A 15,019-nucleotide genomic window follows, 5' to 3' on the forward strand; every position below is an offset into this window, starting at 1 on the left:
CGTGACAATGCTCGGTATGGGACATCTCGAAGCGGGCCACCTTGAGTACTACCTTCCGGACGGGCGGGTGCTGCTCGGCGACGCCTCGTTTCGGGTGGCCGACGGAGCCGTCGTCGCGCTCGTCGGGGCGAACGGGGCGGGCAAGACGACCTTGCTGCGGCTGCTCGCCGGTGAGCTCCAGCCGCACGGCGGCACGGTGTCGGTGAGCGGCGGGCTCGGGGTGATGCCGCAGTTCGTGGGGTCGGTGCGGGACGAGCGGACCGTACGGGACCTGCTGGTGTCCGTGGCCCAGCCCCGGATCAGGGAGGCCGCGAAGGCCGTCGACGCGGCCGAGGAACGCATCCTCACCGTCGACGACGAGGCCGCGCAGATGGCGTACGCGCAGGCGCTGAGCGACTGGGCGGAGGCGCGCGGGTACGAGGCCGAGACGGTCTGGGACATGTGCACGATGGCCGCGCTGGGCGTCCCGTACGAGAAGGCGCAGTGGCGCGAGGTGCGCACGCTCAGCGGCGGCGAGCAGAAGCGCCTGGTCCTGGAGGCGCTGTTGCGCGGGCCCGACGAGGTCCTGCTGCTGGACGAGCCGGACAACTACCTGGACGTGCCGGGGAAGCGGTGGCTGGAGGAGAAGCTGAAGGAGACCCGTAAGACGGTCCTCTTCGTCTCCCACGACCGGGAGTTGCTGTCCCGGGCCGCCGAGAAGATCGTCAGCGTCGAGCCGAGTCCGGCGGGCAGCGACGTGTGGGTGCACGGCGGGGGGTTCGCCACCTACCACGACGCGCGCAAGGAGCGGTTCGCGCGCTTCGAGGAGCTGCTGCGGCGCTGGCAGGAGGAGCACGCCCGGCTGAAGGCGCTCGTCCTGCGGATGCGGCAGCAGGCGGCGAACAGCCCCGACATGGCGAACCGCTACCACGCGATGCAGACCCGCTTCAAGAAGTTCGAGGAGGCCGGGCCGCCGCCGGAGCCGCCGCGCGAGCAGGACATCAAGATGCGGCTGCGCGGCGGCCGGACCGGGGTGCGGGCGGTGACCTGCAAGGGCCTGGAGCTGACCGGGCTGATGAAGCCGTTCGACCTGGAGATCTTCTACGGGGAGCGTGTGGCGGTCCTCGGCTCCAACGGGTCCGGCAAGTCGCACTTCCTGCGGCTGCTGGCGGGGGAGCCGGTGGCGCACACGGGGGAGTGGAAGCTGGGGGCGCGGGTCGTACCCGGGCACTTCGCGCAGACGCACGCGCATCCGGAGCTGCTGGGGAAGACGCTGGTCGAGATCCTCTGGTCCGAGCACGCCAAGGACCGGGGCGGGGCGATGGGGGTGCTGCGGCGGTACGAGCTGGAGCGGCAGGGGGACCAGGCGTTCGAGAAGCTGTCCGGCGGGCAGCAGGCGCGGTTCCAGATCCTGCTGCTGGAGCTGGCGGGCACGACGGCGCTGCTGCTGGACGAGCCGACGGACAACCTGGACCTGGAGTCGGCGGAGGCGCTGCAGGACGGGCTGGAGGTGTACGACGGGACGGTGATGGCCGTGACGCACGACCGGTGGTTCGCGAAGTCGTTCGACCGGTATCTGGTGTTCGGGTCGGACGGGGTCGTCCGGGAGACGGCGGAGCCGGTGTGGGACGAGCGGAGGGTCGAGCGGAAGCGGTGAGCGGCCTCCGGGGGCGCTGCCCCCGGAGGCCCCGCGCCTTCGCGCACCGGGGGCGTTTTGACCCCTGTGGGGGGTCGACGGTAGGCTTCCCCTTTGTTATGCGTATCGGCCGCGCCCCCGTGGCGCTCAGGGCCCTTACGTAGGTTCTCTGGAGCAGTTACCAGTGGCTCGCATACGGGCGCATCGTCCCGGCATTGTGAGCCCCAGCTGCATGATCGCTTCAGGGGTGCCATGTGTCTGGACCTCATCCACTGAAGAAGCGAAGGCTACGAAGTGCGTACGTACAGCCCCAAGCCCGGCGATGTCACTCGCCAGTGGCACATCATTGACGCTCAGGACGTCGTCCTGGGCCGTCTGGCCACCACGGCTGCCAACCTCCTCCGCGGCAAGCACAAGGCGATCTACGCCCCCCACATGGACATGGGCGACTTCGTCATCATCATCAACGCCGACAAGGTGCACCTGTCCGGCAACAAGAAGACCCAGAAGATGGCGTACCGCCACTCGGGCTTCCCGGGCGGTCTCCGTTCGGTGCGCTACGACGAGCTGCTGGCGAAGAGCCCGGAGAAGGCCGTCGAGAAGGCCATCAAGGGCATGATCCCCAAGAACACCCTGGGCCGTCAGGTGCTCTCGAAGCTGAAGGTCTACGCGGGCGACCAGCACCCGCACGCTGCTCAGCAGCCGGTCCCGTTCGAGATCACCCAGGTCGCGCAGTAGTTCCGGCCACCCCCTAAGACGTACAGAAAGATCTGAGGAGAATCGTGGCCGAGACCACTGTTGAGAACCCCGTCGAGGGCACCGAGGGCGAGGAGACCTTCGCCGAGGTGACCACCTTCGAGTCCGAGGTTCCCGTCGAGGGCGAGTACACCAGCGAGTCCCTCGCGGGCCGCTTCGGTGACCCGCAGCCCGCCGCCGGCCTGGGCCGTCGTAAGAACGCCATCGCCCGCGTCCGGATCGTTCCGGGCACCGGCAAGTGGAAGATCAACGGTCGCACCCTTGAGGACTACTTCCCCAACAAGGTGCACCAGCAGGAAGTCAACGAGCCCTTCAAGGTGCTCGAGCTCGACGGCCGCTACGACGTCATCGCCCGCATCTCGGGTGGCGGCGTCTCCGGTCAGGCCGGCGCCCTGCGCCTCGGCGTGGCCCGCGCGCTGAACGAGGCGGACGTGGACAACAACCGCGCCACGCTGAAGAAGGCCGGCTTCCTCTCCCGCGACGACCGTGCGGTCGAGCGCAAGAAGGCCGGTCTCAAGAAGGCCCGTAAGGCCCCGCAGTACAGCAAGCGCTAAACATCGCCTGCTCGACTGTCACGTTCGCCCCGGCGGCACACTCCGTGCTTGCCGGGGCGTTCGTTTATCGACGCTCGCGGGCGTATAACGGCATGAGACGTTCATCGGCCCGGACGCACCAGGCCTGAGCGATGCCACCCGACGTGCCCTTTTGTGGCTTTTCGTCGCTTTAGTCGCTTGTTTTCTCAGTTTTCGTTTGCTGTGCAGTAGTGGTTTGTGATTTCGGAGCACTTCGGAGGACACCAGTGGGACGACTCTTCGGTACGGACGGAGTACGAGGTGTCGCCAATGCCGACCTGACGGCCGAGCTGGCGCTCGGTCTCTCGGTCGCGGCGGCGCACGTACTCGCCGAGGCAGGCACCTTCGCGGGCCATCGCCCGACCGCCGTGGTGGGACGTGACCCGCGGGCATCCGGAGAGTTCCTGGAGGCCGCCGTCGTGGCGGGCCTGGCCAGCGCCGGGGTGGACGTGCTGCGTGTCGGCGTGCTGCCGACGCCCGCGGTCGCCCACCTCACCGGCGTGCTCGACGCCGACCTCGGAGTGATGCTCTCCGCCAGCCACAACGCGATGCCCGACAACGGCATCAAGTTCTTCGCCCGCGGCGGCCACAAGCTCGCCGACGAGCTGGAGGACCGGATCGAGAAGGTCTACGAGCAGCACCGCACCGGTGAGCCGTGGGACCGCCCGACCGGCGCAGGCGTCGGCCGGGTCAGCGATTACGCGGAGGGCTTCGACCGGTACGTCGCCCACCTCGTCGGTGTCCTCCCCAACCGGCTCGACGGCCTGAAGGTCGTCCTGGACGAGGCGCACGGCGCCGCCGCCCGGGTCTCCCCCGCCGCGTTCGCACGGGCCGGAGCCGAGGTCGTCACCATCGGGGCCGACCCGGACGGCCTCAACATCAACGACGGCTGCGGCTCCACCCATCTGGAGCTGCTGCGTGCCGCCGTCGTCGAGCACGGGGCCGACCTCGGCATCGCGCACGACGGCGACGCCGACCGCTGCCTGGCCGTGGACGCGGCGGGCGAGGAGGTCGACGGCGACCAGATCCTCGCCGTGCTGGCCCTCGCCATGCGGGAGGCCGGGCAGCTGCGCAAGGACACCGTGGTCGGCACGGTCATGTCGAACCTCGGCTTCAAACTGGCCATGGAGCGCGAGGGCATCCGGCTCGTCCAGACGGCGGTCGGCGACCGGTACGTCCTGGAGTCGATGAAGGCCGAGGGCTTCGCTCTGGGCGGCGAGCAGTCCGGGCACGTCATCGCCCTGGACCACGCCACGACCGGCGACGGCACACTGACCGGCCTGATGCTGGCCGCCCGCGTCGCCGCCACCGGCCGGAGCCTCGCCGAGCTGGCCGGGGTCATGCAGCGTCTGCCCCAGGTCCTCATCAACGTCCCCGACGTCGACAAGACCCGGGTGAACACCTCGCCCGAGCTGGCGGCGGCGATCGCCGAGGCGGAGGCCGAGCTCGGCGAGAGCGGGCGCGTGCTGCTGCGCCAGTCGGGTACGGAGCCGCTGGTGCGGGTCATGGTCGAGGCCGCCGACATCGAGCAGGCGCGCGCCGTCGCCGGCCGGCTGGCGGATGTGGTGAAGTCCGCGCTTGGGTGAGCCACGCGCGTACGCGATGTGAAGCCCCCCGGTGCGGCCCGCGCCGGGGGGCTTCCTCGCGCCCGGCGGGGGCGGCGCTCAGGAACGTACGGAAGCGCCGGGAACGCTCGCCGAAGGCTTGCGCATCCGCCGGATCTTCCACAGGCCCTTCTGGAGCAGCAGCGTCAGCGTGCCGGCCAGGACGATTCCGCCGAGGTTGGCGAGGAGCTGCTGGCCCGAGCCGACCGTCTGCTGGTAGTCGGAGTAGCTGAACGCGACGGCCGCGTTGGCGGCGGCCGGGACCGTCGTCACGGAGATCGCCACGCCGATCAGGGCTCCGGACTTCGCCGAGGTGAGGGAGAGGGTCCCGGCGATGCCCGCCAGGAACGCCACGACGAACGACATCCAGTCCGGGTGCCAGATGAAGCCGGTGTTCGGCCGGGGCTTGTCGATCATGTCGTGGGTGAACAGACCGAACGCGTCCATCAGCCAGGCGAAACCGGCCGTGACGATCACCGCCAGCGCGAAGCCGCCGATCAGCGCCACCAGCGAGCGCGCGACCAGGCGCGGGGCGCGCTGCACGATGGCCGTGGAGATCCCGGCCAGCGGCCCGAACTCCGGGCCGACCGCCATCGCGCCCACGATCAGCACCGCGTTGTCGAGCATCACGCCGCAGGCGGCGAGCATGGTGGCGAGGGCGAGAAAGGAGACGTAGGTGACGGAGAAGGTCGACTCCTCGTGCGTCGCCTCCGTCAACTCCTCCCACAGCACCGCGTCGGCGCTGTCGCCCGGGGCCTCGTGCTCGGCCTTGTCGGCGTGCTCGGAGAGGGTGAGGTCGAGGTTTTCGAGGCTGATCGCCCCGGTCCTGTCGATGCCGAGCCGGCGGAGCGCTCCGATCAGCTCGTCGCCGGCCTCGCGCGCCACGTCGCACATCACCACGTCACCGGCGGGGGAGCGGGCGGCGCTCGGCAGGACCACGAGGTGGGCGGTGCCGACGGTGGAGCCCAGCAGGGCGACGACCTCGTCCGTGGTGTCGGCGGGCACGATCAGACGCAGGTGCAGCACGCGGCACGCCCCTCCCGGGCTGAAGAGTCAGAGCTTGCGCAGGGACAGCTTCTGGACCTTGTGGTCCGGACCCTTGCGGAGCACCAGGGTGGCACGGCCGCGTGTCGGAGCGACGTTCTCCAGGAGATTCGGCTTGTTGATGGTCCGCCACATGGTGCGCGCGTAGTCCAGCGCCTCCTCCTCGGAGACCTGGGTGTACTTGCGGAAGTACGAGGACGGGTCCTGGAACGCCGTGGCGCGCAGCTTGCGGAAGCGGTTCAGGTACCAGGTCTCGATGTCCTCGGCGCGCGCGTCCACGTACACGCTGAAGTCGAAGTAGTCGGCGAGCCCGACCCTGGTCCGGCCGTCGCTGCCGGGCAGGGCGGGCTGGAGGACGTTGAGGCCCTCGACGATGAGGATGTCGGGGCGGCGCACGGTGAGCCGCTCGCCGGGGACGATGTCGTAGATCAGGTGCGAGTAGACGGGTGCGGTCACCTCGTCCTTGCCGGCCTTGATGTCCGCGACGAACCGGGTCAGCGCCCGCCGGTCGTAGGACTCCGGGAACCCTTTGCGCGAGGTCAGCCCGCGTGCCTGGAGCTCCTTCATCGGCAGCAGGAACCCGTCCGTGGTGACCAGCTCGACCCTCGGGTGCTCGGGCCAGCGGGCCAGGAGCGCCTGGAGGATACGGGCGCTGGTGGACTTGCCGACGGCGACACTGCCCGCGACCCCTATGACGAACGGGGTCCCGCGTTGCGCCCCGTGCCCGTTCCCGGCGTCCCCGAGGAAGGTGTTCAGCGCGCCGCGCAGCCCGGACGTGGCCTGGACGTACAGGTTGAGCAGCCGGGAGAGCGGCAGATAGACGTCCCGCACCTCGTCCAGGTCGATGACGTCCCCGAGCCCCCGCAGCCGCTCCACCTCGTCGGCGGTCAGCGGCAGCGGCGTCTTGTCCCGCAGCGCGCTCCACTCGTCGCGCGAGAGGTCGACGTACGGGGTCGGCGCATGCTCGGTTCGACGCTGAGGGCTCCGTGCGGGCGAAGTGATCACCCTTCATTGTTGCGGGAGTTTCAACGGAGTGGGGGGTGGGGTCGGTCACGTGGGTGGTGGGGCGGGGGCGCCCGGCGGCGGCCGTGGGCGTGGGGAGCGGGGACCGGGCCCGGGCCCGTGCGGGCCCGGCCCCGTTCTCACGCGTCCTGGGGGTACCAGCGCAGCTCGACCGTGTTGCCGTCCGGGTCGAGTACGTAGACCGAGGTGGCCGAGCCCCGGGCGCCGAAGCGGGGGACCGGGCCCTCCTTCACCGTGAAGACTCCCGAGTCGATGACCTTCTGCCAGTCGAGCGGCTCGACGACGAGGCAGATGTGGTCGACGTTCGACTCGCCGCGCGGACGGTCGAGCAGGTCGATGATCGTCGTCGGGCTGACCCGTACCGAAGGGAACGGCACCTTCCCCGCCCGCCACTCCTCCACGCGGACCGGCTCCAGGCCGAGCGGTCCGCAGTAGAACTCAAGGGCCCGCTCGACGTCGCCGACGTTGAGGACGAGGTGGTCGAAGTCCTTGATGCGGACGACAGGCGGTACGGACATGGTCAGGTCTGTGGCGCTCATGTCTCTCCCAGCAGTCTCTCGACGGTCTTTCCGTCCTTGGGCTCAAGGATGCGGTGCGAGCCGCCCGGGCCCGCCCGGGGCGCCCCGCAAGACGGTCCGGGCCGAGGTCGCGCTCACCGGATCGTGATCGCGATCCGGCGAGGCGGGAGCGGGGGTCGTGTGGAGAGGCCCGTTCGGGTGCGGGCGGTGCGGAGTGGCTGGGACTGGGCGCGTGAATCCAGGAAAGAGGGAGCGAGTGGGGCCAGGCCGGATCGACCACAGGATCTTTTTCCGTCGTGTGTGTCGATCGGGCCGGGTCCCGTTCGTCGTCATGGTGTAAGCCAGCCCCGAGGGCTGGGACCACACAGGCGACAGGAGCCGATCATGAAGTACATGCTGCTGATCCACAGCGGGGCCGTAGACGAGCAGGGCGGTGCGCCCGAGTGCACCGTCGAGGACTGGATGGCCTACGACAAGGCCGTACGCGACGCCGGCATCCACGTCTCCGGGGAGTCGCTGGCCGACCTGGTGACCGCGACCACCGTGCGGGTCTCGCGGACGGGGGAGCGGACCGTGACGGACGGGCCGTTCGCCGAGACCAGGGAGCTGCTGGGCGGGTTCCTCGTGATCGACGTGCCCGACCTCGACGCCGCCCTCGACTGGGCCGCGCGCTGTCCCGGCTCGCGCGACGGCGGCGCGGTCGTCGTCCGGCCGGTCGCGGACTTCGGGGCCTGAGAGCGGTGGCGGGCGAGGACGCCTCGGCGGGTGAGGCCAGGGTCGCCGTCGAAGCGGTGTTCCGGGAGGAGCGCGGGCTGCTGCTCGCCTCCCTCGTCCGCCGGTTCGGGGACCTCGACCTGGCCGAGGAGGTGACGTCCGAGGCGGTCGAGGCGGCCCTGCGGCACTGGCCCGTCGAGGGCGTTCCCGCCCGCCCCGGGGCCTGGCTGCTGACGACCGCGCGGCGCAGGGCCGTGGACCGGCTGCGGCGCGACCAGGCGTACGCGGCCCGGCTCGCCGTCCTCCGGGCCGACGCGGAACGGGCGGAGCCGGCCCCCGCCGCGGACGCGGGATCCGCCTCGGGCGCCGGGCTCGGTGAACTGCCGGACGACCGGCTCCAGCTGTTCTTCACCTGCACCCACCCGGCCCTCGCCGCCGAGGACCGCGCCGCCCTCACCCTGCGCTGCCTCGCCGGCCTCACCACACCGGAGGTGGCCCGCGCCTTCCTCGTACCGACGGCGACCATGGCCCAGCGCATCGTGCGCGCGAAGAAGAAGATCCGCGAGGCCCGGATCCCGTTCCGGGTGCCCGGCCCCGACGAACTGCCGGAGCGGCTGCCGGGGGTGCTCCAGGTCGTCTACTCGGTGTTCACGGAGGGGTACGCGGCCAGCTCCGGCCCCCGTCTCCAGCGGCTCGACCTGGCGGAGGAGGCGGTCCGCCTCGCCCGGATACTGCACCGGCTGCTGCCCGCCGAGCGGGAGGCCGCCGGGCTCCTCGCGCTGCTGCTCCTCGTCCACGCCCGGCGCGACGCGCGGACGGGCCCGGAGGGCGAGCCGGTGCTCCTGGAGGAGCAGGACCGGGGGCGCTGGGACCGGCCGATGATCGAGGAGGGCCGTGACCTGGTGGTCCAGGCGCTGACCGGCGGACCGGCCGGGCCCTACGGGGTGCAGGCGGCCATCGCCGCCCTGCACGACGAGGCGGCGGACGTGGAGTCCACGGACTGGGCCCAGATCGTGGCCCTGTACGACGTGCTGCTCGCCCTCACGCCGTCCCCCGTGGTGGCGGTGAACCGCGCCGTGGCGGTGGCGATGCGGGACGGGCCGGGGGCCGGGCTCGCGCTCCTGGACGCGTTGGCGGGGGAGCCGAGGCTGCGCGGGTACCCGCCGTACGCGGTGGCCCGGGGGGATCTGCTGACCCGGCTGGGGCGGGAGGGGGAGGCGGCGGCGGCGTACCGGGAGGCGCTGGAGGCGGCGGGCACCGAGCCGGAGCGGGCGGCGCTGCGGCGGAGGCTGGGGGAGTAGGAGGGGCGCGCCCCGGGCCTCCCCGTCTCCCCGCGCCGTTCTCCCGTCGTGTCCGTTCGGTCGAAACGGGCGCGATGGCCGGAATCCCATTCTTGACCCGCTCATGACATGGCTCCATCCTGTGCCCGTCGCACAGCTCCACCCCCCCACCCCGACGGACCCAGGAGATGACAGCATGCGACTTGTCACCCCAGGGACCTCCCGGCCGAGAACCCGGCCGACGAGGACCCGCCGCAACGCCGCCCTAGCCGTTCTGCTCGCCCTCGGCCTCGCGGCCCCCGCGACCGCCGTGGCCACCGCCGAACCCTCCGCCCCGAACGCGGCCGTCGCCGCCGACGAGCGGGTGCTCCAGTACGAGATCGCCGGGCGCACCACCCCCGCCGCCCGTACCGACATCGCCCGCGCGGGCGTCTCGATCGACGAGGTGCACGACCACGGCATCGTGATCACCGCGGACGCCGCCCAGGCCAGGAAGCTCCGGGCGCGCGGCCACACCCTGGAGGCCCTGCCCGCGCCCGGCGCCCACGCGCACGCGGCGGACGGCGTCGGGGTCCAGGACTTCCCGCCCGCCGACTCCCGCTACCACAACTACGCCGAGATGACGGCGGCGATCGACGCCCGTATCGCCGCGAACCCGTCGATCATGAGCAAGCGGGTCATCGGCAAGACGTACCAGGGCCGGGACGTCATCGCGGTCAAGGTCAGCGACAACGTCGGCGCCGACGAGGCCGAACCCGAGGTCCTGTTCACCGCCCACCAGCACGCCCGTGAGCACCTGACCGTCGAGATGTCGCTCTACCTGCTCCGCGAGTTCGCCGCCGGCTACGGCACCGACTCCCGGATCACGCAGGCGGTCAACGGCCGTGAGCTGTGGATCGTGCCGGACATGAACCCGGACGGCGGGGAGTACGACATCGCCTCCGGCTCGTACCGCAGCTGGCGCAAGAACCGGCAGCCCAACTCCGGCTCCAGCGCGATCGGCACCGACCTCAACCGCAACTGGGCCTACAAGTGGGGCTGCTGCGGCGGTTCCTCCTCCAGCCCGTCATCGGACACCTACCGCGGCCGGGCGGCCGAGTCCGCGCCCGAGACGAAGGTCGTGGCGGACTTCGTGCGCAGCCGGGTGGTCGGCGGGAAGCAGCAGATCACGGCGGCCATCGACTTCCACACGTACAGCGAACTGGTGCTATGGCCCTTCGGCTACACGTACAACGACACCGCCCCCGGCATGACCGCCGACGACCGCAACGCGTTCGCGGCCGTCGGCCAGAAGATGGCGGCGAGCAACGGCTACACCGCCGAGCAGTCCAGCGACCTGTACATCACCGACGGGTCGATCGACGACTGGCTGTGGGGCTCGCAGAAGATCTTCGGCTACACCTTCGAGATGTACCCGCGCTCGGCCTCGGGCGGCGGCTTCTACCCGCCCGACGAGGTCATCGAGCGCGAGACCTCCCGCAACCGGGACGCGGTCCTGCAACTGATCGAGAACGCGGACTGCATGTACCGGTCGATCGGCAAGGAGGCGCAGTACTGCTCCTAGACCCGTGAGGGGCCGAGGAGCGGAACGGCGGGCCGCGACGGACGGTGTGACATGCCGCCGGGCGCGGCCCGCCCTGCCGTGAAGCCACTTCCGGCCTTATGGTGCCGCTATGTGCGGAATCGTGGGTTATGTCGGTATGCAGTCGGCGCAGGACGTCGTCGTCGCGGGACTCAAACGCCTCGAATACCGGGGCTACGACTCGGCGGGTGTCGCCGTTCTCGCGGACGGCGGGCTCGCCGCCGCGAAGAAGGCGGGCAAGCTCGTCAATCTGGAGAAGGAGCTGGGCGACCGGCCGCTGCCGACGGGGCGGACCGGGATCGGGCACACCCGGTGGGCGACGCACGGGGCGCCGACCGACGTCAACGCCCATCCGCATCTGGACAACGCGGGCCGGGTCGCCGTCGTGCACAACGGGATCATCGAGAACTTCGCGGCCCTGCGGCGGGAGCTGACCGGGCGCGGGCACGCCCTGGAGTCGGAGACGGACACCGAGGTCGTCGGGCATCTGCTGGCCGAGGCGTTCTCGGCGGGCGGGGATCTCGCGGACGCCATGCGGCAGGTGTGCCGGCGGCTGGAGGGGGCCTTCACCCTCGTCGCCGTCCACGCGGACCAGCCGGACGTCGTCGTCGGTGCGCGGCGCAACTCGCCGCTCGTCGTGGGCGTCGGGCAGGACGAGTGGTTCCTCGCCTCCGACGTCGCCGCCTTCATCGCGCACACCCGCTCCGCCATCGAACTGGGCCAGGACCAGGTGGTCGAGCTGAGCCCCGAGGGCGTCACCGTCACCGGGTTCGACGGCGAGCCCGCCGACGTGCGGGAGTACCACGTCGACTGGGACGCCTCCGCCGCCGAGAAGGGCGGCTACGCCTCCTTCATGCTCAAGGAGATCGCCGACCAGCCCCAGGCCGTCGCCGACACCCTCCTCGGCCGGGTCGACGGCGAAGGCGCGCTCCACCTCGACGAGGTCCGCATCCCCGCCGCCGAACTGCGCGAGATCGACAAGGTCGTCATCGTCGCCTGCGGCACCGCGTTCCACGCCGGGATGATCGCCAAGTACGCCATCGAACACTGGACCCGGCTGCCCTGCGAGACCGAGCTGGCCAGCGAGTTCCGCTACCGGGACCCGATCCTCGACCAGCGCACCCTCGTCGTCGCCATCTCCCAGTCCGGCGAGACCATGGACACCCTGATGGCCCTCCGGCACGCCCGCGAACAGGGCGCGAAGGTGCTGGCCATCTGCAACACCAACGGCTCGACGATCCCGCGCGAATCGGATGCCGTGCTCTACACGCACGCCGGGCCCGAAGTCGCCGTCGCCTCCACCAAGGCCTTCCTCACCCAGCTCGTCGCCTGCTACCTCGTCGCCCTCTACCTCGGCCAGGTGCGCGGCACCAAGTGGGGCGACGAGATCCGCACGGTCGTCCGCCAGCTCTCCGCGATCTCCGCCCAGGTGGGACGCGTCCTCACCACCATGGAGCCCGTCCGCGAACTGGCCCGCTCCCTCGCCCACCACGACACCGTCCTCTTCGTCGGCCGGCACGTCGGCTACCCGGTCGCCCTCGAAGGCGCGCTCAAGCTCAAGGAACTCGCCTACATGCACGCGGAGGGGTTCGCGGCGGGCGAGCTCAAGCACGGGCCCATCGCGCTCATCGAGAAGGGCCTTCCGGTCGTCGTCATCGTCCCCTCGCCGCGCGGACGTTCCGTCCTCCACGACAAGATCGTCTCCAACATCCAGGAGATCCGGGCCCGGGGCGCGGTCACGATCGTCGTCGCCGAGGAGGGTGACGACGCCGTCCTCCCGTACGCCGACCACCTCGTCACCGTCCCCGCAACGCCTACGCTGCTTCAGCCGCTGGTCGCCACCGTGCCGCTCCAGGTCTTCGCCTGCGAGCTCGCGACGGCCCGCGGCAACGAAGTGGACCAGCCGCGCAATCTGGCGAAGTCCGTGACCGTGGAGTGAGCGAGTGAGTGAGTGAGGGTGGGGGCCGTGATCATTGGGGTCGGCATCGACGTGGCCGAGATCGAGCGGTTCGGCGCCGCGCTGGAGCGTACGCCCCAGCTGGCCGACCGGCTCTTCGTCGGCAGCGAGCTGAAGCTGCCGAGCGGCGAGCGGCGCGGGATCGCCTCGCTCGCCGCCCGGTTCGCAGCGAAGGAGGCCCTGGCCAAGGCGCTCGGCGCACCGGGCGGGCTGCTCTGGAGCGACGCGGAGGTCTGGGTCGAGGAGAGCGGGCAGCCCCGGCTGCGCGTCAGCGGCACGGTCGCCGCCCGCGCCGCCGAACTGGGCGTACGCGGCTGGCACGTCTCGCTCAGCCATGACGCGGGGGTGGCCTCGGCGGTGGTGATCGCGGAGGGGTGAGCGGCCCGCCCGGCTCGCCACGCGCCACGACGCTGGCGTCCGGGCCCGTGATCGCGGAGGGTTGGACCCATGCGACGTGCCTACAGCGTGGAGACCGTACGGGCCGCCGAGGCCGCCCTCGTGCAACGCCTGCCCGAGGGCGCCCTGATGCAGCGCGCCGCCGCCGGGCTCGCCGCCGCCTGCGGCGATCTGCTGCGGCGCGGCGGGCGGGTGTACGGGTCCCGGGTCCTGCTCCTCGTCGGCAGCGGCGACAACGGCGGTGACGCGCTCTACGCGGGCGCCCGCCTCGCCCGCCGGGGCGCGGGCGTGCGGGCCCTGCTGCTCGCCCCCGACCGGGCCCACCCCGGCGGGCTCGCCGCGTTCCGCGCCGCCGGGGGACAGGTCGTCGACGGGCCGGACGGGCTCGGCGTGCTCGATCTCGTCGTGGACGGAATCACAGGGATCGGCGGGCGCGGCGGGCTGCGCGAGGACGCCACCGAGCTGGTGCACACGGTGACCCGGGACCGTACCCCGGTGATCTCCGTCGACCTGCCGAGCGGCGTGGAGGCCGACACCGGGGAGGTGCACGGCGAGGCCGTCCGGGCGGACGCCACCGTCACCTTCGGGACGTACAAGCCGGGTCTCCTGATCGACCCGGCCGCCGAACACGCGGGCGCTCTGCGGCTGGTGGACATCGGGCTCGGCCCGGAGCTGCCCGAGCCGCCGGACCTGGAGGCGCTCCAGTACGCGGACGTGGCCGCGCTGCTGCCGGTGCCGGGCGCGGAGAGCGACAAGTACCGGCGCGGCGTCGTCGGCGTCGTCGCCGGGTCCGAGCGCTACCCGGGCGCCGCCGTCCTCGCCGTCGCGGGCGCGCTGCGCGGCGGGGCCGGGGCCGTGCGGTACGTCGGACCGGGCGCGGACGCGGTGATCGCGCGGTTCCCCGAGGCGCTGGTGCACGCCGGGCCGCCGTCGAAGGCCGGGCGGGTACAGGCCTGGGTGGTCGGGCCGGGGATCGGGGGCGGGCGGGCCGCGGAGGCCGCCGTCGCCGATGTGCTGGCCTCCGACGTGCCCGTGCTCGTCGACGCGGACGGGCTGCGGCTGCTGGACGCCGGGACCGTACGGACCCGGACCGCTCCGACCGTCCTCACCCCGCACGCCGGGGAGGCCGCCGCGCTCCTCGGCACGGCCCGCGAGGAGGTCGAGTCCGGGCGGCTCACCGCCGTGCGCGAACTGGCCGCCCGCTACCGCGCCACCGTGCTCCTCAAGGGCTCCACCACCCTGGTCGCCGAGGCCCGCGACACCCCCGTACGGGTCAACCCGACCGGCACGTCCTGGCTCGCCACGGCGGGCAGCGGCGATGTGCTCTCCGGGCTCACCGGCTCGCTGCTCGCGGCCGGGCTCGCCCCGCGCGACGCCGCGTCCGTCGGCGCCTATCTGCACGGGCTCGCCGCCCGGCACGGCTCCGACGGGGCCCCGGTCTCCGCGCAGGACGTCGCCGACGGCATCCCGGCGGCCTGGCGCGACGTGCGGGCGGGGTGAGGCGGGGAGATGGTGGAGAACGTGAGTGAACCCGTACGCGTACGCAGGGCCTACGACCCGGTCGAGGACGACGACGGCACCCGGGTGCTGGTCGACCGGCTCTGGCCCCGGGGCGTCTCCAAGGAGCGGGCCGGCATCGACGTGTGGCTCAAGGACGTCACGCCCTCGGACGAGCTGCGCTCCTGGTACCACCACGACCGCGCGGACCGGCACGAGGAGTTCGTCGAGCGCTACCGCACCGAGCTGGACGAACCGGCCCGTGGAGAAGCGGTCGGGCAACTGGCCGCTCTCGTGCGCAAGGGCGGCCCGGTCACCCTGATCACCGCCGCCAAGGACGTCGCCGACAGCCATGTCCCGGTGCTGGTGGACCACCTCAAGCATGTGATGAAACGTACATAAGTCCGGATACCGGCGTGCGCTGCCGGGGAGGCGGCCGACGCCTCTGAGAGACTGGGCGC

At 72.0% G+C, this 15,019-nt stretch carries 14 protein-coding genes; 11 read left to right on the forward strand and 3 right to left on the reverse strand.

The annotated features are described in order from the left end of the window. Positions 1–16: 16 nt before the first annotated feature. The 4 genes from RNL97_RS20180 (at position 17) to glmM (ending at position 4,529) form a co-directional block, all read left to right on the forward strand. Complete coding sequence (locus tag RNL97_RS20180; protein ID WP_030578016.1) at positions 17–1,636, forward strand: ABC-F family ATP-binding cassette domain-containing protein; 1,620 nt, start codon at positions 17–19, stop codon at positions 1,634–1,636. A 273-nt stretch (positions 1,637–1,909) separates the two neighbouring features. After that, positions 1,910–2,353, forward strand: coding sequence for a 50S ribosomal protein L13 (rplM, locus tag RNL97_RS20185; RefSeq protein WP_030578013.1), 444 nt, complete (start codon positions 1,910–1,912; stop codon positions 2,351–2,353). Positions 2,354–2,397: 44 nt separating this feature from the next. Then, entirely contained in the window at positions 2,398–2,925 is a 528-nt protein-coding gene (gene rpsI / locus RNL97_RS20190; protein ID WP_010058767.1) for a 30S ribosomal protein S9, read from the forward strand. Positions 2,926–3,170: 245 nt separating this feature from the next. After that, on the forward strand, positions 3,171–4,529 hold the full coding sequence (glmM, locus tag RNL97_RS20195) for a phosphoglucosamine mutase (protein WP_030578009.1): 1,359 nt from the start codon (positions 3,171–3,173) through the stop codon (positions 4,527–4,529). A gap of 78 nt (positions 4,530–4,607) precedes the next feature. Here glmM and RNL97_RS20200 read toward each other — a convergent pair whose 3' ends face one another. The 3 genes from RNL97_RS20200 to RNL97_RS20210 form a co-directional block, all read right to left on the reverse strand. Next, positions 4,608–5,573 (reverse strand): DUF389 domain-containing protein, encoded by a 966-nt coding sequence (locus RNL97_RS20200; protein ID WP_030578006.1) that lies wholly within the window; start codon positions 5,571–5,573, stop codon positions 4,608–4,610. Between the two features lie 27 nt (positions 5,574–5,600). Further along, positions 5,601–6,596, reverse strand: coding sequence for a type I pantothenate kinase (gene coaA, locus RNL97_RS20205; protein ID WP_010058763.1), 996 nt, complete (start codon positions 6,594–6,596; stop codon positions 5,601–5,603). Positions 6,597–6,733: 137 nt separating this feature from the next. Next, the gene (locus RNL97_RS20210; RefSeq protein WP_030578003.1) at positions 6,734–7,132 is read right to left on the reverse strand and encodes a VOC family protein; all 399 of its coding nucleotides are present in this window, start codon (positions 7,130–7,132) and stop codon (positions 6,734–6,736) included. Positions 7,133–7,516: 384 nt separating this feature from the next. Between RNL97_RS20210 and RNL97_RS20215 the strand changes: the two genes are divergently transcribed. From RNL97_RS20215 to RNL97_RS20245, 7 genes are all read left to right on the forward strand, one after another. After that, positions 7,517–7,867, forward strand: coding sequence for a YciI family protein (locus tag RNL97_RS20215; RefSeq protein ID WP_313751013.1), 351 nt, complete (start codon positions 7,517–7,519; stop codon positions 7,865–7,867). 5 nt (positions 7,868–7,872) lie between these two features. Continuing rightward, positions 7,873–9,147: an RNA polymerase sigma factor gene (locus RNL97_RS20220; protein ID WP_030577998.1), complete on the forward strand. Its 1,275-nt coding sequence runs from the start codon at positions 7,873–7,875 to the stop codon at positions 9,145–9,147. A gap of 175 nt (positions 9,148–9,322) precedes the next feature. Beyond that, a complete protein-coding gene (locus RNL97_RS20225; protein ID WP_030577994.1) occupies positions 9,323–10,690 on the forward strand; it encodes a M14 family metallopeptidase in 1,368 nt (455 codons plus the stop codon). A gap of 109 nt (positions 10,691–10,799) precedes the next feature. Next, on the forward strand, positions 10,800–12,647 hold the full coding sequence (glmS, locus tag RNL97_RS20230; RefSeq protein ID WP_030577991.1) for a glutamine--fructose-6-phosphate transaminase (isomerizing): 1,848 nt from the start codon (positions 10,800–10,802) through the stop codon (positions 12,645–12,647). Between the two features lie 27 nt (positions 12,648–12,674). Further along, entirely contained in the window at positions 12,675–13,043 is a 369-nt protein-coding gene (locus RNL97_RS20235) for a holo-ACP synthase (RefSeq protein WP_313751014.1), read from the forward strand. Positions 13,044–13,112: 69 nt separating this feature from the next. Continuing rightward, positions 13,113–14,561, forward strand: coding sequence for an NAD(P)H-hydrate dehydratase (locus RNL97_RS20240; RefSeq protein WP_030577987.1), 1,449 nt, complete (start codon positions 13,113–13,115; stop codon positions 14,559–14,561). Between the two features lie 9 nt (positions 14,562–14,570). Continuing rightward, positions 14,571–14,960, forward strand: a complete 390-nt coding sequence (locus RNL97_RS20245; RefSeq protein WP_030577984.1) for a DUF488 domain-containing protein — start codon at positions 14,571–14,573, stop codon at positions 14,958–14,960. Positions 14,961–15,019: the final 59 nt, after the last annotated feature.

This window comes from Streptomyces parvus, from assembly GCF_032121415.1.
GTDB classification, from domain to species: domain Bacteria; phylum Actinomycetota; class Actinomycetes; order Streptomycetales; family Streptomycetaceae; genus Streptomyces; species Streptomyces globisporus_A.